This window comes from Variovorax pasteuri (assembly GCF_051216435.1).
Lineage (GTDB): Bacteria > Pseudomonadota > Gammaproteobacteria > Burkholderiales > Burkholderiaceae_C > Variovorax.
Genome location: NZ_JBPJZS010000004.1, coordinates 194197 through 213784, shown reverse-complemented (window position 1 = coordinate 213784; position 19588 = coordinate 194197). Strand labels below are relative to the sequence as shown.

The following is a 19588-nucleotide window of genomic DNA, read 5'->3' as shown; positions in this document are numbered from 1 at the left end:
GAACACGATGCCCCTCCTCGAAGTCAACAACCTCCAGATCGGCCTGCAGACCCAGCGCGGGCCGGCGCAGGCCGTGCGCGGCATTTCGTTCTCGCTGGAGCGCGGCGAAACGCTGGGCATCGTCGGCGAGTCGGGCTGCGGCAAGTCGATCACCGTGATGTCGCTCATGGGCCTGCTGCCCTCGACCGCCAAGGTCACGGGCAGCATCAAGCTCGACGGGCAGGAGCTCGTCGGCCTGCCCGAAAAGCAGATGTGCCAGGTGCGCGGCAACCGCATCGGCATGATCTTCCAGGAGCCCATGACCGCGCTGAACCCGGTGCACACCATCGCGCGCCAGGTCGGCGAGCCGCTGCAGCTGCACCGCGGGCTGACGAAAGCACAGGCGCGCAAGGAAGCACTGGGCCTGCTCGACCGCGTGGGCATTCCCGATGCGGCCTCGCGGCTCGACGCCTACCCGCACCAGTTCTCCGGCGGCCAACGCCAGCGCATCGGCATCGCGATGGCGCTGGCCTGCGGCCCCGACCTGCTGATTGCCGACGAGCCCACCACGGCGCTGGACGTCACCATCCAGAAGCAGGTGCTCGACCTGATCCAGGGCCTGGTCAAGGAAATGGGCATGGCGCTGATCCTGATCTCGCACGACCTCGGCGTGATCGCCAACAGCGTGCAACGCATGCTCGTGATGTATGGCGGCAGCGCCGTGGAAAGCGGGCCGACCGACACGGTCTTCGCCGGCCGCGCCCACCCCTACACGCGCGGCCTGTTCGCGGCCCGCCCTGCCCTCGGCGCCGTGCGCGCCGGGCGGCTGCCCACCATCCGCGGCAGCGTGCCCGAGCTGGTGGACATGCCACGCGGCTGCGCCTTCGCAGGGCGCTGTGCCCACACCATCGACCTGTGCCACAGCACGCGGCCGCAACCCACGCTGCTGCCGAACGACCACACCGTGCGCTGCCTGCGGCTGGGTGAAATTGCAGCCCTGGAGGCCAGGACCGCCCAGGCCGCCACCACGGTTCTCTCCGCATGAGCCAGTCCACGATCACCCCCGGCCAGCCCCTGCTGTCCGTGAACAACCTCTACCGCCACTACGCGCTGCCGCGCGAGAAGCTCTTCGGCCCGCCGCCCACCGTGAAGGCGCTCAACGGCGTGAGCTTCGACGTGCACGCCGGCCAGAGCGTGGGCATCGTCGGCGAATCGGGCTCGGGCAAGTCGACCATCGCGCGGCTGGTGATGGCGCTGGACACACCGACCTCAGGCAGCGTCTCGCTCGAAGGCCGCGACCTGCACACGCTGTCGAAAGACGCGCTGCGCACCGCACGGCGCGACTTCCAGATGGTGTTCCAGGACCCCTACGGCTCGCTGGACCCGCGCCAGACCGTGGCACGCATCGTGGCCGAGCCGCTCGAGGCGCTGGCCGAAACCAGCCGCGCCGAGCAGCGCGAACGCGCCTCCGAAGCGCTGGCCGCAGTGGGCCTGCGCACCACCGACATGGACAAGTACCCGCACGAGTTCTCGGGCGGCCAGCGCCAGCGCATCGCCATTGCGCGCGCGCTCATCACGCGGCCGAAGCTCATCGTCGCCGACGAGCCCGTGAGCGCGCTCGACGTGTCGGTGCAGGCCCAGGTGCTCAACCTCATGCAGGACCTGCAGCAGCAGTTCGGCATCAGCTACCTGCTCATCAGCCACGACCTCGCGGTGGTGAACCACCTGTGCGACGAAGTCTGCGTGGTCTTCAAGGGCCGCATCGTGGAGCGCGGCCGCCCCGCCGACCTGTTCGCCCACGCGCAGCACGAGTACACGCGCACGCTGCTGTCGGCCGTGCTGCACACGCCGTCCCGCTAGCCGCGGCCGGCGCTCTCTTTTCCATCCAACCTCCAGGAGCTACCGAATGTTGAAGCGACGCACACTCATGACTTCCGCCATGGCCGCGGCAATCCCGGGTGTCTTTCTGCCCCAGGCGCGCGCGCAGGCGGGCAAGAACACGCTGACGATCGGCATGCCGCTCGAACCGCCAGGCCTGGACCCGACCACCGGCGCCGCGTCGGCCATTGCCGAGATCACGCAATACAACATCTTCGAGACGCTCACCAAGGTGAACGCCGACGGCTCCGTCACGCCGATGCTGGCCGAAAGCTGGTCTTCGTCGCCCGACATGAAGACCTTCGTCTTCAAGCTGCGCAAGGGTGTGCGCTTCGAGAACGGCCAGCCCTTCAACGCGGCAGTGGTGAAGTTCTCGTTCGACCGCGCAGGCGGCGCCAAGAGCACCAACAAGGACAAGCGCTTCTTCAGCGAGATCGGCACCGTGGTGCTCGACGAGCACACGGTGGGCGTGAACAGCACGCTGCCCAACCCCGACCTGCCGTTCATGCTGGGCCAGTCGACCGCCTGCCTGGTCGAGCCCAAGAGCGCCGACACCAACGCCACCGCACCGGTGGGCACCGGCCCCTACAAGCTCGCGGCCTGGCAGCGCGGCGCCTCGTGCACGCTGGTGAAGTCGCCGACCTACCGCGACCCGAACTTGGCGAAGACCGAGCGCTTCGTGTTCCGCTTCATGTCGGACACCGCGGCGCAGACCGCCGCGCTGATGGCCAATGACATCGACATCTTCCCGCGCGCGGGCACGCGCTCGGTGGCGCAGTTCAAGGGCAACCCGCGCTTCCAGGTGATCGAAGTGGGCACACGCGGCAAGGTGATCCTGACGATCAACAACCGCAAGAAGCCGCTGGACGACGTGCGCGTGCGCCGCGCCATCCTGGCGGCCATCGACCGCAACGCGATCATCCAGGGCGCGGCAGACGGCTTCGGCAAGCCGCTGGGCAGCCACTACGCCATGGGCGCGCCGGGCTTCATCGACACCACGGCGATCAACCCCTTCGACATCGAGAAGGCGAAGAAGCTGCTGGCAGAGGCCGGCGTGAAGACGCCGCTCGAACTGCGCCTGCAGCTGCCCCCGCCTTCGTATGCACGCCAGGGCGGAGAGATGATCGCAGCGCAGCTCGCGCAGATCGGCATCAACGTGAAGATTCAGAACGTCGAATGGGCCCAGTGGCTCAGCGGCACCTTCGGCGGCGCGCACGATTTCGACCTGACCATGGTGGCCCACGTGGAGCCCTTCGACCTGGTGAAGTACACCGAGCCCGACTACTACTGGGGCTACGACTCGAAGAAGTTCCGCGACCTGTTCGTGACCATCCAGAACGAAGAGAACAAGAAGCGCCGCGCCGACCTGCTGGCCGAAGCGCAGCGCCAGCTGGCGACCGACGCGGTGAACGGCTTCCTGTACCAGGCCGTGTTCCCGACCATCGCGCGCAAGGAAGTGAAGGGCCTGTGGCCGAGCATGCCGATCGTGGTGAACGACCTGGCCGCCATTTCGTGGAGCTGATGCAATGACCAAGCCTCTGTATTCACTGAGCGTGCAGGAACTGCACGCAGCCTACGCCGCCAAGGAGCTGTCTCCGGTGGAGGTCGCGCGTTCGGTCAACGAGCGCATCGCGGCCTATGAGCCCGAGCTGCGCGCGACATGGCTGTTCCGCCCCGAACTCGCGCTCGAGCAGGCGCGCGCGTCCGAGGCACGCTGGCTGGCCGGCACCCCGCGCGGCACGCTCGACGGCGTGCCCGTGACCATCAAGGACAACCTCGCGACCGAAGGCGACCCGATGCCCCTGGGCACCGCCGCCTACGCGCTCGTGCCGCAGGCGCAGGACTCGCCCCCGGCTGCGCGCCTGAAGGCAGACGGCACCGTGCTCGTCGCCAAGACCACCATGCCCGACCTGGGCATGCTCTCGTCGGGCCTGTCGAGCTTTCATGAACTCTCGCGCAACCCGTGGGACCTGTCGCGCACGCCCGGCGGCTCCAGCGCGGGCGCCGGCGCGGCCGCCGCTGCGGGCTACGGCCCGCTGCACGTGGGCACCGACATCGGCGGCTCGCTGCGCCTGCCGGCGAGCTGGTGCGGCATCTACACGCTCAAGCCCAGCTTCGGGCGCATTCCGCTGAGCTCGCCCTACATGGGCCGCTGCGCCGGTCCGATGACGCGCACCGTGGCCGATTCGGCGCTGATGATGGCCTCGGTCGCGCAGCCCGACGACCGCGACTATTCGGAACTGCCCACGCCCACCATCGACTGGAACGCCTTCGAGGTCGACCCGTCGTTCATCAAGGGCAAGCGCGTGGCGCTGCACATGGACGCGGGCTGCGGCCTGCCGCTGGACCCGCAGATCGCCGATGCCGTTCGCCGTGCCGCCAAGCGCATCGAGGCCGCGGGCGCGCACATCGAAGAGATTCCGGCCTTCATGACGCCGGCGATGCTGCAGGGCATGGACCACTTCTGGCGCATGCGCTCGTGCCTCGACATGCAGGCCATGACGGCCGAGCAGCGCGCCAGGATCCTGCCGTATATCCGCGACTGGGCCGAGAGCGCAGCCGGCTTCTCGGGCGCGCAGGTCTTCGACGGCTACAGCCAGTTCGTGGCCACGCGCGCGGCCACGGTGGCTGCCACCAAGGCCTACGACTTCGTGCTGTCGCCGGTGTCGCCGAACCTGCCCGCGCCCGCCGAGCATGCCTCGCCCACCAACGACCCGATGCGCCCGCTGGAGCACATCGGCTTCACGGTGCCGTACAACATGTCGGAGCAGCCGGCCGCGTCGATCAACTGCGGCTACTCGGCCGAGGGCCTGCCCATCGGCCTGCAGATTGCCGGGCGCCGCTTCGACGACCTGGGCGTGCTGCAGTTCAGCCGCGCGTTCGAGCAGATCCGCGACGCGCAAAGACCCTGGCCGGAACCGAAATGACAGCTCGGCGTCCAATGACGCCGACCGCAAGGAGACAAGACACATGAACGCAACCCACTACATCGACGCGCGCCGCGCGCCGTCCGAAGGCCACGCCACCATCGACGTGATCGACCCGAGCGACGGCCAGAAATTCGGCGAGATCGCACGCGGCACCGCCGCCGACGTCGACACCGCCGTGCGCGCCGCGCGCCGGGCCATCGGCGACAACTTCGACGGCCCCTGGGGCGCCACGACCGCCTTGGAGCGCGGCCGGCTGCTCGCCAAGCTCGGCGCCGCCGTGCTGCAGCACCACGAGGAGCTTGCGCAGCTCGAAGCCCGCGACACCGGCAAGGCGCTGCGCGTGGCGCGCAACGACGCGACCGCGCTGGCCCGCTACATGGAGTACTACGCCGGCGCCTGCGACAAGCTGCACGGCGACACCCTGCCCTACGAGCGCGGCTACACCGTGCTGACCGTGCGCAACCCGCACGGCGTGACGGGCCACATCGTGCCCTGGAACTACCCGATGCAGATCGCGGGCCGCAGCGTGGGCGCAGCCCTGGCCGCGGGCAACGCCTGCGTGGTGAAACCGGCCGAAGACGCGAGCCTCTCGCTGCTGCGCCTGGCCGAGATCGCCACCGAGGTCGGCTTTCCAGCGGGCGCGCTCAACGTGGTGACGGGCTACGGCAAGGAAGCCGGCGCGGCGCTGTGCGCGCACCCCGGCATCGACCACATTTCTTTCACGGGCTCGACCATGACGGGCCGCAGCGTGGGCCTGGCCGCCGCCGAGCGCCATTGCCCGGTGACGCTGGAGCTGGGCGGCAAGTCGCCGCAGATCGTGTTCGCCGACGCCGACCTGGACGCGGCCGAGCCCGTGCTGGTGAACGCCATCATCCAGAACGCGGGCCAGACCTGCTCGGCGGGCAGCCGCGTGCTGGTGGAGCAGTCGGTTTATGAAGAAGTGCTGCAGCGGCTCGCCAAGCGCTTCACGGCCGTGAAGGCGGGCACGCCGGCGGAAGACCTGGACATGGGCCCGCTCATCAACGAAAAGCAGTTCCGTCAGGTGCGCGACATGGTCGCGACGGCCGAGGCCAGCGGGCTGAAGGTGGCCGCGCGCGGCACGGTGTCGCCCAATGCATCGGCCACCGGCTACTACCAGGAGGCGGTGCTGTTTCGCGATGTGCCGCACGACAGCGACCTGGCGCAGCGCGAGGTCTTCGGCCCGGTGCTGGCCGTGATGCCCTTCAAGGACGAGGCCGAGGCGGTGCGCCTGGCCAACGGCACGGACTTCGGCCTGGTGGCCGGCGTGTGGACGCGCGACGGCGCGCGCCAGCTGCGCATGGCGCACAAGCTGCACTGCGGCCAGGTCTTCGTGAACAATTACGGTGCGGCGGGTGGTGTAGAACTGCCCTTCGGCGGCGTGAAATCGAGCGGTTTCGGCCGCGAGAAGGGCTTCGAGGCCCTGCTCGGCTTCACGACCCTCAAGACGATCGCAATCAAGCACGGATGACACTCACCCATGACCACCACTGAACAACAAACCCCACGCCGCGTGGGCCTCGTCGGCGTCGGCCTGATGGGCCACGGCATCGCGAGCAACATCGTCAAGCACGGCCACCAGCTGACGGTGCTGGAGCACGCGGGCAACCAGCCCATCGACGGCCTGCTGAAGGCGGGCGCCACGTCGGTGAAAGACGTGGCCGCGCTGGCCGCGCAGGTCGACGTGCTGATCCTGTGCGTCACGGGTACGCCGCAGGTCGAGGCTGTGATGCTGGGCGACAAGGGCGCCTTGAGCGCGCTGCGCCCGGGCACGGTGGTGATCGACTGCTCGACGGCCGTGCCCACCTCCACCGCCAAGGTGGCCGAGGCGGTAAGCGCCAAGGGCGGCAAGTTTCTCGATGCGCCGATGACGCGCACCGCGAAGGAAGCGGCCGAAGGCCGGTTGAACCTCCTGGTGGGTGGCGACGCCGACGTGCTCGACTCTTGCCTGCCGCTGCTGCGCTGCTTTGCCGAGAACATCACGCACGTGGGCGGCACCGGTGCGGGCCACGCAATGAAGCTGCTGCACAACTTCGTGTCGCTGGGCACGGTCGCGTTGCTGTGCGAAGCGGCTGCGTGTGCCGAGCGCGCGGGCGTGAAGCCCGATGTGTTCGTGGACGTGCTGGCCAAGGGCGGCGGCAACGGCGTGGCACTGGAACGCGTCAAGCCCAAGCTGCTGACGGGCAGCACCGATTCGCTGAAGTTCTCGATGGCCAATGCGAAGAAGGACCTGGGGTACTACAACGACATGGCGGAGCAGTCTGCTTCCAGCCATGGCATTGCGCAGGCTGTCGATGCGCTGTTGACTCAAGCCGTCGAGAAGTTTGGTGGCGACCGGATGGTGCTGGATCTGGTCGAAGCGCTGCGCTGATTCTTTGCCCTGTGCATCGCCCCTGTTCGGGGCGCATGCGGCTGTGGCTAGTTGCAGACCAGTGCTCGTCACAATAGCTAGTGTCAAGTCATAGCCTGGAAATACTCCAAATGATGGATTGGGTCCCTGTAGTCTTCGTTACGTTCAAGGTCCTCGTGTTCGGCACGGGCATGTTCTTCGCCATCAAGTGGCACTATGAGCGAGAGAAGAAGCAGAAGGACAAGCAGAGCGCGGTGCTACGCGCGGGCGGCAAGGTGGCCGCAATCTTCGTGCTATCGCTCCTGGGCCTCTCGCTCCTCACCTTCGGCCTCAGCAGCATGCTCGGTTTGGACTTGACCTTCCCATGATGGCAAAGAATGGTCGGCCGATATCCAGTTATGCGGCAGCCATTCTCAGATGCGGCTATCGGACAGCGTCGACACGCGGGTCAGCACGTCACTTGAGAGCCGGTTCAGGTTGTCGTAGCCGTAGCGCTCGGTGATCTCGCCGTTCTGCATCGCCCACTGCCCGCTGCCCGCTGCCCTCACCACCCTGCTCCACGATGCGCACGCCCGCATGCGTGTCGCTCTCGCGGTTGCCGTTGGCGTTGTACTGGATGCGGTGGCCCTCGGGGCCCAGGTCTTGCCCGTCCGCGCTGCGCGCGTTCACCACCGTCTGCCGGTTCATCGCGTCGTACCGGAAGTACCGGTCGCTCTCCTGCTCGACGAGGTTCTCGTTCAGGCGAACGTCCAGCGAGTGGTCGCGCAGCCGCGTGTGAACGTGCGTGCGGTTGCCGACCTTGTCGTAGTCCACAGTGATGTAGGTAGCTGTAGGCGTAGTCATATGCAACACTCCTTCTGCCTAAGCAGTGGTTAGTAGGTTGCACCGACCAGTTGAATCCGCCGCCGACTGTAACCTGAACACTGCCAGCGGCGCAGGGCCTGGAGCTGTCCGTGACTGGACTTCGCCGAAGCGCTGCCTCGCAGCGGCAGCAGTCATCGAGCGCCGCCCCCTCTGCGAATTAAACGTCCAGCTTGTACGGATAGCGCTCTGACAAGCCCATGGACAAACTGTTCATTGCCAAAGCAATTTCGCCAACGTGTGGGGGACTGCACGTAGATTCCTCCACCTGTGCCATCAGGTCGGCCAACTGAAGCCATTGCATGAAGTCGATGCCCATATCGATCCCCTGCGCACTGGTTCCCTGGTCGTGGTCGAGAAACGCAACCCTGGAGGCGAATTCCGTTCGCCTCAGCAGCCATGCATCGCCAGTGCCTGAGGTGCCAATAACCCACCAAGTCTTCCCAAGGTCAATCATTGGATGATCTCTGCCAGCAGTCTCATGCAGCATCTCCGCCAGATCCAGCAGTACGAAGTCCCCCGCAAGTTCCTGCGCGCCAACGACGTCGACCAAGGACAGATAGTCGGCGGGCAAGCATGCCGCAAGTACTTCTCGAGACTTCCGGGAAATGGTGACGGATGCGCGATCGCACGAACTTAGGTCCGCCGCGATGTGGCTACTGGGACGTATGACCAACAAACTCGACCTCCCTCGTGTGATTGTTCCGATGATGGTGCCATTCGGATCTGCCCGCTTATCTTGAGGCCGCACGAAGGCGCGTCAAGAACGCTGCAACTCCACGTTCAACTTGGAGCGGACGGACACCGGCTCACGTCAAAATACTCTCCTGGCCGACTGTAGCCTGTCATAGGCCCGGTGCAATGGGCCCCAAGCAGTCAGTCGATGTACTCCACAGCGCTCGATCAATGTGGCCGCGACGCCGCACTGAGCGCCGCTTCTCTGAGGTACGGCGACGACGCGGTGGTCGCGATCTCCTCCAGTGTCAACAGCAACGAAACGCCATCGATCTCAGTGATACCAGCGTTCAACATGCGGCTTACCATGACAATGCCGAGGTCGCTTGGCTGCCGCCTCAAGGAACCGAGAAGAGCGGGCTCGTAGTTCGGGAGCCCTTCTAATCCGTGAACGATGCTCCACATCACCCCGTGTCCATCTTCCTCGGGGTAGCGCTCGAAAACGCTCAGCATTTCAGGAATCGCTCGTTCTGCACCGTCGACTTGCCAAAGCTCAACAAGTAGGGCATCCAAGCGGCGCCAGTCACCGTCCTCGGTGGGCGCAAACTTAGCGATGTCGCGGGCGATGGAAGTGATTTTTCGAGGCACTGGTGAACCTATTCGTGTGGCTGCTTTGGGCCGCCTTCTGCCTTCTGCCTTCTGCACAGCGCGCGTTCTAGCCAAAGAAAGCCGCTGCTGGCACTTCAACCGCGCCACTCGCCGTCAAGCCATTGCGCGTCAAATAGTTGCCTACGAGGCTGAATCCCACCGAGTAGCCACAGTTCCTTGGAATCTCTTCGCGCGGACTGCCGAAAAACCACGCGGCATGGCTGTACCAAGCGGCATCCAATTGCGGCAACATGCGTTGCAGCATGGCATCAACTTGCGCAGGCGACAGCGCGGTCGCGTAAAAGGGCGTGCGTCCCGTGACCTCAGCCTCGAAGTGGCATGCGAGGCCTTCGGATATCAATGCACCGCGCAACGTTGCGCCGTAGCCAACGCTCCCCTCCCGCACGCAATGATGAACCTCGTGGGCAAACAGAGCTGGAGTCGCCGTCTCGAAATGCTTTACGAAGTTGGTATTTTTGGGGTTCAGCTTCAGGTGCAGGAGGTGCCGCCCCTCGGCAAACCCATTGACACCAAGCTCGGGAATCACTTCATCAGACGCGTAAGTCACAACATCATTTTGACCTGCATGGAGCAATCTCGCTACATCACCCTCCACTGATGACAGCAGTTCGCGCGCCCGCGGCAACCACGGCGCTAATTGCCCGCCGGCGTCAAGGAAGTGAAAGGTGATGGTCATGTTGCTTTCAATACAAGTTGGCCGACTCTTGGCCGCCTTGCGGGCAGTGCGCATGTGCTTCGGAAATCGCACCCGACCGTCCGCTGCCATCGTCAGTTGAAACTCGTGCTCTGCTCTTCGGTCCCGTCGGGATTCCAGAACCGCCACACACCGACTTCCTTGCCGTCGCGATAGCTTCCCTCGGCTGCAGGCTGGCCGTTCGGATGGAAGTCCCGCCAAAGCCCGTCCTCCTTGCCATCAACGTAGCGGCCTTCGGACACCACCGTGCCGTTCTCGTGGTACTCAACGAAGAGACCGTGCCGTATCCATCGCGTCCTGTCTGGGGCCAATACCCTGGCATAGCGGAACCTGATGGCTCCCGAATCATATGGAATCTCGGCGATGTCGAGGTCAGCGTCGATGGTCATGCTTTTGGCGTTGACGGGCGAATTGGTAGGCGGTTGTGAAGGTGAGGTTATGATCGACTGCGGTCTCTAGACACGGCCTGCAAGTTTGGCCAATGCCGGACCCTCCAGCCTGAAGCTGATTCTGTCGCGCACCTGAGCCGCGCCGAGCCCTTCGTAGAAAAGAATGCCGCGCGTGTTTGCCGCTTTGACTGGCCAATCGATGCGATTGCAACCCCTCGCCATAGCAGTTCTTGCCACCCATGACATGAGCGCTCGCCCTACACCGGCACTGCGGTGGGACGAGCTCACGTATAGCTCTTTCAGCTGGCAGTGTTTGCGTTTTTCGGCACTGAAGTCGACCAATGAAAAGACCCAGGTGACAACAGCCAACCCAACGACGACCCGACCACCTGTCCCGGCGACCACGAGTTGGTGAGGAGAACTTGGCGCGAGCAAATTGGCAATGAGGTGGTCATGAACAATCTCACGCGAGACGGGGGCGCTCTCGCTATAAAAACCATGCAGTTCGATCAGGAGATCGATGAGCGACTCATGCTGGGCCTCGGACACCAAATCGACATGCATTCCGTTTCCTTGGGAAAGTTCGCACCTTAATGTCTACAGTTTCGCGGCCGAATGCCGGTTTCTGCCAAATTTGCACTGCGCCGCGAGAGACTGGTTGTGGCCGCATTCTCCCTCTCGCTATTGCCCCCGCTCAGGGTGTCCCGACACGCGCGCACAAATCGCTCGATTTGCAACGCAGTCTCGGTACGTCAGAAAGCCAGATGAGAGTGCCAGAACGCTTGGGGCCGCGAGTGAGTGCTTGACCGCGCGATACACAGCTACGTACCGCTTCGCATAGCCCCTGTCGCCGGGCGCTTCGATGGAAGCGCCAATCCTGCCTTCACGTGATGTGACCGAGCTTGCTACAAATCAACACACGCGGCACAGTCACATCTTTACCTTCAGCGCACCGAAGAGAAGATCAAATGCCAAAAGCCTACTGGGTGAGCGCGTATCGCGCGGTCAACGATTCCGAAAAACTTGCCGCTTATGCAAAGCTGGCCGGCCCGGCACTCACTGCCAACGGCGCGCGCTTCCTGGCGCGCGGCGAACCGTCTAAGGTCTATGAACTCGGCGTGATGCAACGCACCGTACTGATTGAGTTCGATAGCGTTGAACAAGCAGTTGCCGCGCACGACAGCCCGGCGTACCAGGCCGCACTGGCTGCACTGGGCGACGGAGCCGACCGCGAGATTCGCATCATCGAAGGCGTTTGAACGGCGGGAGCGCGACGCTCCGGTCGCACCTCCGTCCGCGCAGCGGAACGAACCGCCACAGACGGCGCCCGAGTCGCCGCCGCAGCGCACGCAGCGCATCGCCAAATGCACGTCTCCTGCAGGCGCAACAACCTATTCGGACGGACCATGCCCCCAAGGCACACAGGCCGGTGAAGTGTGGGTAAGGCCCGATCTCAATCTGGCCGATGGAATGTCCGAGGATGCGAGGCAAGCATCAATGCGCGAGAACAGCGCCGTGGCCCAGTCTGTGCTGGCGCACGAGCGTCGGGTCGTCATGAACGTCGACAGCTCGACTTCGGAGTGCGTCCAGCTGAACGCATTGATCACCTCGATCGACGCCGCGGCCCGCCAGCCGCAGCCGCCGCTCGAGCAGGACCGGCTCAAGGACCAACGCAGGCAAGCACACGACCGCCGATTCGCGCTGCGCTGCGGCTAATCCCCCGCGGCCGGGCACCGCGCGTCGGGTTCGGCGTGCGGATCATCTGCGGTGCGCAATGGCGGCAAGCCTGCCACCCCGCGCAGCCGCTCGTGCGCAGCCCCCTCCCACGCAATGGGCTGCTGGTTCTTCGCACGCAGGTAGTGGTGCGTGAACACGGCCAGGTAGGCCTCCAGTGTTTGCGCGGCGACGTGCTCGCCTGCCAGGTCCATGCACAGGGCCGCCACCTCGCTGGTGCAGAAGTGGTCGTCGCGCCCGGAGCGGCGCAGCTGGTACTGCGTGATCTGGTCCGGCTGCAGGCTCAGCACGGGCAGCGGATCGAGATACGGGCTTCTGCTGAACATCTTGCGGGCCTCGCCCCAGGTTCCGTCCAGCAGGATGAAGAGCGGACGCTTCGCGGGCTCGCCGCCGGCGGGGTTGGAGGAGTGGGTGGGGTCGGCGAGGTCGGGCAAGGGCACGGCATGCACCACGCGCTCGGGCGCCGCGTACTGCCCCGGAAACACCACGTACGGCTGCCACTGCGGGTCGCCCAGCAAGGCCATCAATGCGGGGTCGGTCTCGGTGCGTGCCCAGCCGAAGGCGAAGGTGTCGGCCACCACATCGGCGATCAGCCAGCCCGTGTTGGTCGGCTTGAGCGGCTCGATGTCGGCCATGAGCAGGCACACCCCCGCGCGCGTGGTCAGCAGGGGCCGCAAGGCGCACATGCAATGGCTGGGCACCAGCCGGCAGCCGGCGCAGCGCTCGCGCTTGAAGCCGCCACGGGCAAGAAAGGGCTTGGCGCTCCGCGCCAGGCGCGCGGCGCGAAGGAGGGAAACGGCGTGGGGCATGCAGGGATTCTCGGCGGTGTCTGAACCGGGGCAGCGGTCGAAAGCCGGCCCGCCCCGCCGCGTTGCGTTCGAACAGCGCCAGCGGCTAGGCAATCGCGGGCGGGCCGGCCTCCGGAAGAAACTTTCTGACATGCGCCGCGAATGCAGCCGTCAACGCCGTCGGCTCGTCACGAGCGAAAGCAAGCTTGACCCCGACGCCCGGCAGATCGGGGAACCCCTGCGCCGACGTCAGGATCTCCAGATCGTCGGGAACGGCGGTTCGCGTCAGCACGATGACGGCCAGGCCGGAGCGCGCCATGCCGACCAGGCCCGACAGGCTGCTGCTGGCATAGGCGAGCCGGTAAGCACGACCCGCGGCCTCCAGCGCCTGCCTGGGCAGCAGATGGTCGAGCGCATCGGGCGCGCCCAGCGCCAACGGCAGCGGATCGATCGACGCGGCGGCGCCGCCGCGCTGCGCCACCCAGACCAGCGGCTCGTGGCGGATCACGTCGCCGCCCACCGCACCGCCCGCCTCGGCCACCGACACCGACACCAGCGCCAGGTCGACCGCATGCCGGGCCAGCAGCTCGTGCAGGCGGGGCGTCGGCGCGCACATCACTTCCAGTTGCACCCGCGGGTGAAGGCTCGCAAAGCCTTGCAGCAGGTACGGCAGGAACACGACGGCATAGTCGTCCGGGCAACTGAAGCGCAGCACGCCCGACAGCTGCTCGCCGCGCAGTTCGGCCAGGGCTTCGTCGTGCTTGCGCAGCAGTTCCCCCGCGCGCACGAGCAGCCGCTCGCCGGTGGCCGTGAGCGTCACGCCTCGCCCGGTGCGATGCAGCAGCGGTTGCGCCACGATGCCTTCGAGCCGCTGCATCTGCATGCTGAGCGCCGACTGCGTGCGCCCCACGCGCAGCGCAGCCTGGCCCAGCACGCCGGTCTCCGCGATGGCGACAAAGCTGCGAAGCAGGTCGATGTCCAGGGATTGGCTCACGGGATGAATTCTCCTGATAGCTGAGTTCAAAACAATTCGCTTCCCGGCGCGGGCGGTGCTGCGTAAGGTGCGTCATTTTGATCGGGAAGCATCGACATGAGCAGGAACAACGACCCCCAGTTCTGGCAGCAGGCCCAACGGCACCTGGTGCGCTACGGCGGCAGCTTCGAGCCCTTGATCATCGAGCGTGCGCAGGGCTGCTTCGTCTACGACGCGGACGGCCGGGGCATCCTCGACTTCACGTCGGGGCAGATGAGCGCCTTGCTGGGGCACTCGCATCCGGACATCGTGGCAGTCGTCTCGGAACATGTGCGCACGCTCGACCACCTCTTCAGCGGCATGCTGTCGCGCCCGGTCGTCGAGCTGGCCACGCAGATCGCGCGGCACGCGCCCGGAGACCTGGAGCGCTGCCTGCTGCTGAGCACCGGCGCCGAGTCGAACGAAGCGGCCATCCGCATGGCCAAGCTGGTCACGGGCCGCCACGAGGTGGTGGCCTTCACGCAGTCATGGCATGGCATGACCGGCAGCGCGGCGGCGGCCACCTACAGCGCGGGCCGCAAGGGCTACGGCCCGACAGCCGCGGGCTCGTTCGCCCTACCGGCGCCCAACGCCTACCGGCCGCGCTTCACGACGCCGGACGGCGCGCTCGACTGGCGCCGCGAACTCGACGACGGTTTCGAGCAGGTCGACCGGCAGTCGACCGGCGCGCTCGCCGCGTTCATCGCCGAACCCATCCTCAGCAGCGGCGGCATCCTCGAACTGCCGCCGGGCTACATGGCGGCGCTGAAGCACAAGTGCGAAGAGCGCGGCATGCTGCTGATCGTCGACGAGGCGCAGACCGGCGTCGGCCGCACCGGCCTGATGTTCGCCTGCGATCGCGACGGCGTTGCCCCCGACATCCTCACGCTTTCCAAGACCCTGGGCGCGGGCCTGCCGCTGGCCGCGATGGTGACGACCGCCGCCATCGAGGAAGAGGCGCATGCGCGCGGCTTCCTGTTCTATACGACGCACGTCTCCGACCCGCTGCCCGCGGCAGTCGGCCTGAAAGTGCTGGAGGTGGTGGAGCGCGACGGACTTGTCGAACGCGCACGCACCGCAGGCGAGCGCCTGGCGCAGGGGCTGCGAAGCTTGCAGCAACGCCACGAGTGCATCGGCGATGTGCGTGGGCGCGGCCTTCTGCTGGGCCTGGAGCTGGTCACCGATCGCATAACCCGCGAGCCGGCCTTCGAACTCGGCGAGGCCATCACGCGCGAGTGCATGCGGCTCGGGCTGAGCATGAACATCGTGAAGCTGCCGTCGATGGGCGGCGTGTTCCGCATCGCACCGCCGCTGACGATCAGCGACAGCGAGCTCGACCTTGGACTGGAGCTGCTCGACAAGGCGATAGACACTGCCGTGCGAGCGGCGCCGCGCAAGCTGCAAGCCGTCGCGTAGCAGCAGCCAAGGCCGACCGGTCGCGCGCCGGTCAGCGGCGCGCCTGGATCATCTTCCATCCGTTGCCCGACGGGTCGCGAAAGCCGGCGTCCACCGTGCCGTAGCGTTCCGTCGGCTCCTGCGTGAACTCCACGCCCAGCGCCAGCATCCGTTCATGGGCGGCGCGGCAGTCGTCCACGGTCAGCACCAGCGGCGGCATGGCGCCCTTGGCCACGATGGCGCGCACCGCCTGCGCAGTTGCCGCATCGAGCGCCGGCGGCCCGGGCTTGAACAGGCCGAGCTGGAACGACGGCTGCTCCGGGTGCTGCACCGTGAGCCAGCGATAGTCGCCGTTGCCCACGTCCGTGTGCACGCGAAAGCCCAGCTTGTCTACATAGAACGCGAGCGCTTCGTCTTGATCGCGCACGTACAAACCAACCACTTCAATGCCCTGCATCATGGAATCTCCTGTTGTTCGGGCTCGTTTGTACCGTCCGTTGCCTGGCGCCGCTTCTCCGAAACTGCGGTCCTGAGGTCGGGCCGGCGCGCGGCGCTGACGATGCAGGCCGGCACGCGGGCGAGCGCGTGCGCCGTCGCGCGCCCGCCCGTGCGCACCGCGCTCGGGCTGCTTCCGGTGATGTCGCGAAAGGTGCGCCCGAAGGTGCCCAGGCTCGCCCAGCCCGTGTCGAAGGCGATGTCGGTGATGGACAACTCGGTTTCGCGCAGCAGCGTCATCGCCCGCTCGATGCGCCGCGTGAGCAGGTACCTGTGCGGCGGAATGCCGAAGGCCTGCTTGAAAGATCGCGCGAAGTGGGCCTCGGAAATTCCGCTCGCCTGCGCCAACCGCTGCACGGGCCATTGCTCGTGCGATGCGGCGTCCATGCGGTCTTTCGCGCGCAGCAGCCGGCGCAGCACGTCGGGGTCCTGGGGGGCGGGGGCTTCGCTCATTTCGCAGTGAATCCTTTTGGGGTCGGTTCAGGCCGTGCGTTCGCGCAGGCGCGGCGTCACGAAGTCCAGAAAGGCGCGCAGCTTCAACGGCAACGGCGCCTGACCCGTGTGCACCAGGCTGACAGGCAACGGCGCCGACTCGAACTCGTCGAGCACCACGCGCAGCGCCTGCGCGCGCACGGCATCCGCGACCTGGTAAGACAGCACGCGTATCAGTCCGACGCCCAGCGTTGCGGCGGCGATGGCCGCCTCCGCCGTGTTGACGGTCAGCCGCGACTGGACGGGCACCGACAGCTCGGACTTGCCGGCGCCGAACACCCAGGCGCGCATGGACGCAAGAACTTCGAACGTGATGCATGCGTGCGCCGCAAGGTCCTGCGGCCTGGCCGGCACGCCGTGCGCCGCCAGATAGGCCGGACTGGCGCAGACGACGCGCCGCACCGTGCCGACGCGCGTTGCCATCAGCGTGCTGTCGGGCAGCTGGCCGATCCGTACCGCCGCGTCGGCATGCTCGTCCATCAGATGCACGACGCGGTCCGTGAGCATCAGGCTGACGCCGATCTGCGGATAGTGCGCAAGAAATTCCGCGACCACGGGCACGACGTGCAGGCGTCCGAACATCTCGGGCGCCGTGACCACCAGTTCGCCTTTGGGCGAGGCGTACTCCCCCGTCGCGGCGCGCTCGGCTTCGCCGATTTCCTCGAGGATGCGCCGGCACGCCGCCACGTAGGAGATGCCGGCTTCCGTCAGCGACAGCTGCCGCGTCGTGCGGTGGAGCAGGCGCGTCTTCAGGTGCGCCTCCAGTTCCGCCACCTTGCGGCTGACCGTCGCCAGCGGCATGTCGAGAAAACGCGCGGCGGCCGACAGGCTGCCCGCATCGACGACGGCGACAAGGATGGACATCGACTCGAGACGGTTCATTCGTCACTACCAAATTTCGGAAGAATCATTCTCAATCTTGCAGGATTCTCTCTGTGCGTGCAAACAAGTAACTTAGGGCATCGCTCTCTCCGGAGCGTGGCATCCCGCCGCAACCGGAGGCACGCATCGAAGGAGAACGCCGTGAGCAGCCCGTTCATCACACCCGCCAGTCCGCCAGCGCCCGTGGTTGCATCGCGCGGCAAGATCCTCATGATGGCGATCATTGCCGGCGCGGTGATCACCAACATCTATTGCACCCAGCCGATCCTGCCGCTGATCGCGTCGGGCATGGAGGTGGACGTGGCAACGGTCGACCTCGTCGCGGGTTCGGCGCTGCTCGGCTTTGCCGTGGGGCTGGCGTTGTTGCTGCCGCTGGGCGACCGCTTCGACCGCCGCAAGCTGGTGCTGGGCCAGATCGCGGGTGCCTTCGTCTTCGCCGCAGCGGCGGCGCTGGCGCCCGGCATCTGGGCGCTGATCGCGGCCTCCTTTGCGCTGGGCATCGTCAGCTGCGTGCCCCAGCAGCTGGTGCCCTTCGCCGCCGTCATGTCGCTGCCCGGCGAGCGTGGACGCTCGGTCGGCACGGTCGTCAGCGGCATCATGGTCGGCATCCTGCTGGGCCGCACGATCAGCGGCGTGGTGGGCGCGGCCTACGGTTGGCGCGCCGTCTACGGCCTGGAGGCGGCGTTCATGATTCCGGTGTGGATCGCGGCCGCCATGCTGCTGCCGCGCGGCGTGCCGAGCACCGACCTGTCCTACGGACGCCTGCTGGCCTCGTTGTGGCCGCTGGCCCGCGATCACCGCGCGATTCGCGAATCGATGATGGTGCAGGCGCTGCTGTGGGCCTGCTTCAATGCCTTCTGGGTCAACCTGGCAGCGCTGCTGGCGAGCGGCCCGTGGCACCTCGGCAGCGCCTGGGCAGGCGGCTTCGGCATCATCGGCGCGGCCGGGGCCATGGCCGCATCGCTCGGCGGCCGCGCCACCGACCGGCTCGGATCGCGCAGCGTCATCGCGGCCAGCATCGGCATCGTGACGGCGGCCTTCCTGCTGCTGGCCGGCGCGGAGTCGTCGCTGGTGTTCCTGGTGCTGGGCGTCATCGTGCTCGACATCGGCGTGCAGTCGGGCCTGGTGGCCAACCAGACCCGCGCCTTTGCCGTCGATCCGAAGGCGCAAGGCCGCATCAACAGCCTGTACATGACCGCCACGTTCTCCGGCGGCGCCCTCGGCGTGATGGCCAGCGGCTGGCTGATGGCGCGCTACGGCTGGAGCGGCATCGTGATCTTCGGCATCGTGCTGGGGCTCGTCGCCGCAGCGGTGCATTGGGTGGGCGCGCCTCGCCGGGCACGGCGCTAATGGAGCGCACTCGCGGGATCGTCAGCCACATCGACAAGAGCGGCGCTTTCTCTTGCACGCCGGTGAGCGGATTGCGCATCAGGAGCTGGCTGTCAAACCCAACCCCGTCTATGCGCTCAGCACTTCTCTCACGCGTGGCGCTTCAAAGCAGAAGCCTTGTGGATCGCGGTCTTGCCCGTCTTGTCGCTCTTTACTTCAAATTGCGGCGCGGCCTCGGAAGCCTTCGCGACATGGCCTTTCACGCGCGCCGACTTCGTCACCTTGCGCACCACCTTGCCGGTGGTTTCGCCTTGCGGCGTCTTCCAATCGACGGCATCGCCCACTTTCGGCTTTTTTTGCATGACAGCTCCACAGCGCTACATGTGCAAATGCACAAGGCAAAACTATCTGCGGCTGCGTCCACGCATGTAGGTAGAAACCGCTTCTTCACCGGAGCGGTACAGGAACCTAGTATTGCGGCACGCCTGTTGTTGACGGGCTCATTCGACGCCCACCGGGGGTCATCTTCTGTTCCTGGGAGAAAACATCCATGGCTACCAACACCGTGCGTCTGCACCGCGTTCTTCGCGCCCCGCCCAGCCGGATCTACCGCGCATTCACCGAGCCCGGCGCGTTCGAGCGCTGGCTGCCACCGTTCGGGTTCACCGGCAAGGTCCACACCATGGAGCCCGTGGTGGGCGGCGCCTGGCACATGTCCTTCACCAACTTCGGTACAGGCCACAGCCACTCGTTCGGCGGGAAGTATCTGGAGCTGGTGCCCGACGCGCGCATTGCCTACGACGCGACCTTCGACGATGCCAACCTTCCCGGCACCATGAAGACCACCGTGAGCCTGACACCGGTGTCCTGCGGCACTGAAATTTCCATCGTGCAGGAAGGCATTCCGGAGGTGATTCCAGCCGAGATGTGCTACCTGGGCTGGCAGGAGTCGCTCGTGGCCTTGGCGCAGTTGGTGGAGCCGAACATTCCGGGGTGAGGGCGCACGGGGCCGGCGCCC

At 66.4% G+C, this 19588-nt stretch carries 24 protein-coding genes; 12 read left to right on the top strand and 12 right to left on the bottom strand.

From position 1 onward, the window contains the following. The first annotated feature begins 7 nt into the window (after positions 1 to 7). The 7 genes from ACSFBM_RS17375 (at position 8) to ACSFBM_RS17345 (ending at position 7523) form a co-directional block, all read left to right on the top strand. Positions 8 to 1024 carry an ABC transporter ATP-binding protein gene (locus ACSFBM_RS17375; protein ID WP_435485447.1) on the top strand — a complete coding sequence of 339 codons (1017 nt, stop codon included), beginning with the start codon at positions 8 to 10 and terminating at the stop codon, positions 1022 to 1024. After that, on the top strand, positions 1021 to 1839 hold the full coding sequence (locus tag ACSFBM_RS17370) for an ATP-binding cassette domain-containing protein (protein WP_435485446.1): 819 nt from the start codon (positions 1021 to 1023) through the stop codon (positions 1837 to 1839). The genes ACSFBM_RS17375 and ACSFBM_RS17370 overlap by 4 nt, the downstream gene beginning before the upstream one ends. Positions 1840 to 1885: 46 nt before the next feature. Beyond that, positions 1886 to 3379 carry an ABC transporter substrate-binding protein gene (locus ACSFBM_RS17365; protein ID WP_435485445.1) on the top strand — a complete coding sequence of 498 codons (1494 nt, stop codon included), beginning with the start codon at positions 1886 to 1888 and terminating at the stop codon, positions 3377 to 3379. A 4-nt stretch (positions 3380 to 3383) separates the two neighbouring features. Then, positions 3384 to 4784, top strand: a complete 1401-nt coding sequence (locus ACSFBM_RS17360; protein ID WP_435485444.1) for an amidase — start codon at positions 3384 to 3386, stop codon at positions 4782 to 4784. A gap of 43 nt (positions 4785 to 4827) precedes the next feature. Then, a complete protein-coding gene (locus ACSFBM_RS17355) occupies positions 4828 to 6276 on the top strand; it encodes an aldehyde dehydrogenase family protein (protein ID WP_435485443.1) in 1449 nt (482 codons plus the stop codon). Between the two features lie 9 nt (positions 6277 to 6285). Further along, positions 6286 to 7176: an NAD(P)-dependent oxidoreductase gene (locus ACSFBM_RS17350; RefSeq protein ID WP_435485442.1), complete on the top strand. Its 891-nt coding sequence runs from the start codon at positions 6286 to 6288 to the stop codon at positions 7174 to 7176. Between the two features lie 110 nt (positions 7177 to 7286). Next, positions 7287 to 7523 (top strand): hypothetical protein, encoded by a 237-nt coding sequence (locus ACSFBM_RS17345; RefSeq protein WP_435485441.1) that lies wholly within the window; start codon positions 7287 to 7289, stop codon positions 7521 to 7523. Positions 7524 to 7611: 88 nt separating this feature from the next. Here ACSFBM_RS17345 and ACSFBM_RS17340 read toward each other — a convergent pair whose 3' ends face one another. The 6 genes from ACSFBM_RS17340 to ACSFBM_RS17315 all read right to left on the bottom strand — a co-directional run bounded on the left by ACSFBM_RS17340 (position 7612) and on the right by ACSFBM_RS17315 (position 11007). Next, complete coding sequence (locus ACSFBM_RS17340; protein WP_435485440.1) at positions 7612 to 7998, bottom strand: hypothetical protein; 387 nt, start codon at positions 7996 to 7998, stop codon at positions 7612 to 7614. 178 nt (positions 7999 to 8176) lie between these two features. Further along, a complete protein-coding gene (locus ACSFBM_RS17335) occupies positions 8177 to 8590 on the bottom strand; it encodes a hypothetical protein (RefSeq protein WP_435485439.1) in 414 nt (137 codons plus the stop codon). Between the two features lie 329 nt (positions 8591 to 8919). Continuing rightward, positions 8920 to 9339 carry a hypothetical protein gene (locus tag ACSFBM_RS17330; RefSeq protein ID WP_435485438.1) on the bottom strand — a complete coding sequence of 140 codons (420 nt, stop codon included), beginning with the start codon at positions 9337 to 9339 and terminating at the stop codon, positions 8920 to 8922. Positions 9340 to 9406: 67 nt separating this feature from the next. Next, entirely contained in the window at positions 9407 to 10036 is a 630-nt protein-coding gene (locus ACSFBM_RS17325; RefSeq protein WP_435485437.1) for a DUF2268 domain-containing putative Zn-dependent protease, read from the bottom strand. A 92-nt stretch (positions 10037 to 10128) separates the two neighbouring features. Continuing rightward, on the bottom strand, positions 10129 to 10443 hold the full coding sequence (locus ACSFBM_RS17320; protein WP_435485436.1) for a toxin-antitoxin system YwqK family antitoxin: 315 nt from the start codon (positions 10441 to 10443) through the stop codon (positions 10129 to 10131). 66 nt (positions 10444 to 10509) lie between these two features. Then, complete coding sequence (locus ACSFBM_RS17315) at positions 10510 to 11007, bottom strand: GNAT family N-acetyltransferase (protein ID WP_435485435.1); 498 nt, start codon at positions 11005 to 11007, stop codon at positions 10510 to 10512. 404 nt (positions 11008 to 11411) lie between these two features. On the opposite strand from ACSFBM_RS17315, the gene ACSFBM_RS17310 reads away from it, so the two are divergent. Beyond that, positions 11412 to 11702, top strand: coding sequence for a DUF1330 domain-containing protein (locus ACSFBM_RS17310; protein ID WP_435485434.1), 291 nt, complete (start codon positions 11412 to 11414; stop codon positions 11700 to 11702). Between the two features lie 238 nt (positions 11703 to 11940). Further along, positions 11941 to 12159 (top strand): hypothetical protein, encoded by a 219-nt coding sequence (locus ACSFBM_RS17305; RefSeq protein WP_435485433.1) that lies wholly within the window; start codon positions 11941 to 11943, stop codon positions 12157 to 12159. On the opposite strand, the gene ACSFBM_RS17300 is transcribed toward ACSFBM_RS17305, so the two are convergent. Both ACSFBM_RS17300 and ACSFBM_RS17295 read right to left on the bottom strand, forming a co-directional pair. Then, entirely contained in the window at positions 12156 to 12986 is an 831-nt protein-coding gene (locus tag ACSFBM_RS17300) for a tRNA-uridine aminocarboxypropyltransferase (protein WP_435485432.1), read from the bottom strand. The two genes, ACSFBM_RS17305 and ACSFBM_RS17300, sit on opposite strands and share 4 nt — an antisense overlap. Before the next feature lie 85 nt (positions 12987 to 13071). Then, the gene (locus ACSFBM_RS17295; RefSeq protein ID WP_435485431.1) at positions 13072 to 13959 is read right to left on the bottom strand and encodes a LysR family transcriptional regulator; all 888 of its coding nucleotides are present in this window, start codon (positions 13957 to 13959) and stop codon (positions 13072 to 13074) included. 96 nt (positions 13960 to 14055) lie between these two features. On the opposite strand from ACSFBM_RS17295, the gene ACSFBM_RS17290 reads away from it, so the two are divergent. After that, the gene (locus tag ACSFBM_RS17290) at positions 14056 to 15393 is read left to right on the top strand and encodes an aspartate aminotransferase family protein (protein WP_435485430.1); all 1338 of its coding nucleotides are present in this window, start codon (positions 14056 to 14058) and stop codon (positions 15391 to 15393) included. A 31-nt stretch (positions 15394 to 15424) separates the two neighbouring features. Here ACSFBM_RS17290 and ACSFBM_RS17285 read toward each other — a convergent pair whose 3' ends face one another. The 3 genes from ACSFBM_RS17285 to ACSFBM_RS17275 are packed head-to-tail and all read right to left on the bottom strand — an operon-like array spanning position 15425 to position 17241. After that, the gene (locus tag ACSFBM_RS17285) at positions 15425 to 15832 is read right to left on the bottom strand and encodes a VOC family protein (RefSeq protein WP_435485429.1); all 408 of its coding nucleotides are present in this window, start codon (positions 15830 to 15832) and stop codon (positions 15425 to 15427) included. Further along, complete coding sequence (locus ACSFBM_RS17280; protein ID WP_435485428.1) at positions 15829 to 16320, bottom strand: helix-turn-helix transcriptional regulator; 492 nt, start codon at positions 16318 to 16320, stop codon at positions 15829 to 15831. Before ACSFBM_RS17280 ends, ACSFBM_RS17285 begins: the two co-directional genes overlap by 4 nt. A 27-nt stretch (positions 16321 to 16347) precedes the next feature. Continuing rightward, a complete protein-coding gene (locus ACSFBM_RS17275; RefSeq protein WP_435485427.1) occupies positions 16348 to 17241 on the bottom strand; it encodes a LysR family transcriptional regulator in 894 nt (297 codons plus the stop codon). Positions 17242 to 17382: 141 nt separating this feature from the next. Between ACSFBM_RS17275 and ACSFBM_RS17270 the strand changes: the two genes are divergently transcribed. Then, positions 17383 to 18591, top strand: coding sequence for an MFS transporter (locus ACSFBM_RS17270; protein ID WP_435485426.1), 1209 nt, complete (start codon positions 17383 to 17385; stop codon positions 18589 to 18591). Positions 18592 to 18719: 128 nt separating this feature from the next. Here ACSFBM_RS17270 and ACSFBM_RS17265 read toward each other — a convergent pair whose 3' ends face one another. Continuing rightward, positions 18720 to 18932 carry a hypervirulence associated TUDOR domain-containing protein gene (locus ACSFBM_RS17265; protein ID WP_435485425.1) on the bottom strand — a complete coding sequence of 71 codons (213 nt, stop codon included), beginning with the start codon at positions 18930 to 18932 and terminating at the stop codon, positions 18720 to 18722. Positions 18933 to 19120: 188 nt separating this feature from the next. Between ACSFBM_RS17265 and ACSFBM_RS17260 the strand changes: the two genes are divergently transcribed. After that, positions 19121 to 19567 carry an SRPBCC family protein gene (locus ACSFBM_RS17260; RefSeq protein WP_435485424.1) on the top strand — a complete coding sequence of 149 codons (447 nt, stop codon included), beginning with the start codon at positions 19121 to 19123 and terminating at the stop codon, positions 19565 to 19567. The last annotated feature ends 21 nt before the right edge of the window (positions 19568 to 19588 follow it).

What these genes read in the sequence shown, in the direction of transcription:
- ACSFBM_RS17375 (WP_435485447.1), top strand. Translation starts at nt 8, where the DNA reads ATGCCCCTCCTCGAAGTCAACAACCTCCAGATCGGCCTGCAGACCCAG.
- ACSFBM_RS17370 (WP_435485446.1), top strand. Translation starts at nt 1,021, where the DNA reads ATGAGCCAGTCCACGATCACCCCCGGCCAGCCCCTGCTGTCCGTGAAC.
- ACSFBM_RS17365 (WP_435485445.1), top strand. Translation starts at nt 1,886, where the DNA reads ATGTTGAAGCGACGCACACTCATGACTTCCGCCATGGCCGCGGCAATC.
- ACSFBM_RS17360 (WP_435485444.1), top strand. Translation starts at nt 3,384, where the DNA reads ATGACCAAGCCTCTGTATTCACTGAGCGTGCAGGAACTGCACGCAGCC.
- ACSFBM_RS17355 (WP_435485443.1), top strand. Translation starts at nt 4,828, where the DNA reads ATGAACGCAACCCACTACATCGACGCGCGCCGCGCGCCGTCCGAAGGC.
- ACSFBM_RS17350 (WP_435485442.1), top strand. Translation starts at nt 6,286, where the DNA reads ATGACCACCACTGAACAACAAACCCCACGCCGCGTGGGCCTCGTCGGC.
- ACSFBM_RS17345 (WP_435485441.1), top strand. Translation starts at nt 7,287, where the DNA reads ATGATGGATTGGGTCCCTGTAGTCTTCGTTACGTTCAAGGTCCTCGTG.
- ACSFBM_RS17340 (WP_435485440.1), bottom strand. Translation starts at nt 7,998, where the DNA reads ATGACTACGCCTACAGCTACCTACATCACTGTGGACTACGACAAGGTC.
- ACSFBM_RS17325 (WP_435485437.1), bottom strand. Translation starts at nt 10,036, where the DNA reads ATGACCATCACCTTTCACTTCCTTGACGCCGGCGGGCAATTAGCGCCG.
- ACSFBM_RS17320 (WP_435485436.1), bottom strand. Translation starts at nt 10,443, where the DNA reads ATGACCATCGACGCTGACCTCGACATCGCCGAGATTCCATATGATTCG.
- ACSFBM_RS17315 (WP_435485435.1), bottom strand. Translation starts at nt 11,007, where the DNA reads ATGCATGTCGATTTGGTGTCCGAGGCCCAGCATGAGTCGCTCATCGAT.
- ACSFBM_RS17310 (WP_435485434.1), top strand. Translation starts at nt 11,412, where the DNA reads ATGCCAAAAGCCTACTGGGTGAGCGCGTATCGCGCGGTCAACGATTCC.
- ACSFBM_RS17305 (WP_435485433.1), top strand. Translation starts at nt 11,941, where the DNA reads ATGCGCGAGAACAGCGCCGTGGCCCAGTCTGTGCTGGCGCACGAGCGT.
- ACSFBM_RS17300 (WP_435485432.1), bottom strand. Translation starts at nt 12,986, where the DNA reads ATGCCCCACGCCGTTTCCCTCCTTCGCGCCGCGCGCCTGGCGCGGAGC.
- ACSFBM_RS17290 (WP_435485430.1), top strand. Translation starts at nt 14,056, where the DNA reads ATGAGCAGGAACAACGACCCCCAGTTCTGGCAGCAGGCCCAACGGCAC.
- ACSFBM_RS17285 (WP_435485429.1), bottom strand. Translation starts at nt 15,832, where the DNA reads ATGATGCAGGGCATTGAAGTGGTTGGTTTGTACGTGCGCGATCAAGAC.
- ACSFBM_RS17280 (WP_435485428.1), bottom strand. Translation starts at nt 16,320, where the DNA reads ATGAGCGAAGCCCCCGCCCCCCAGGACCCCGACGTGCTGCGCCGGCTG.
- ACSFBM_RS17275 (WP_435485427.1), bottom strand. Translation starts at nt 17,241, where the DNA reads ATGAACCGTCTCGAGTCGATGTCCATCCTTGTCGCCGTCGTCGATGCG.
- ACSFBM_RS17265 (WP_435485425.1), bottom strand. Translation starts at nt 18,932, where the DNA reads ATGCAAAAAAAGCCGAAAGTGGGCGATGCCGTCGATTGGAAGACGCCG.
- ACSFBM_RS17260 (WP_435485424.1), top strand. Translation starts at nt 19,121, where the DNA reads ATGGCTACCAACACCGTGCGTCTGCACCGCGTTCTTCGCGCCCCGCCC.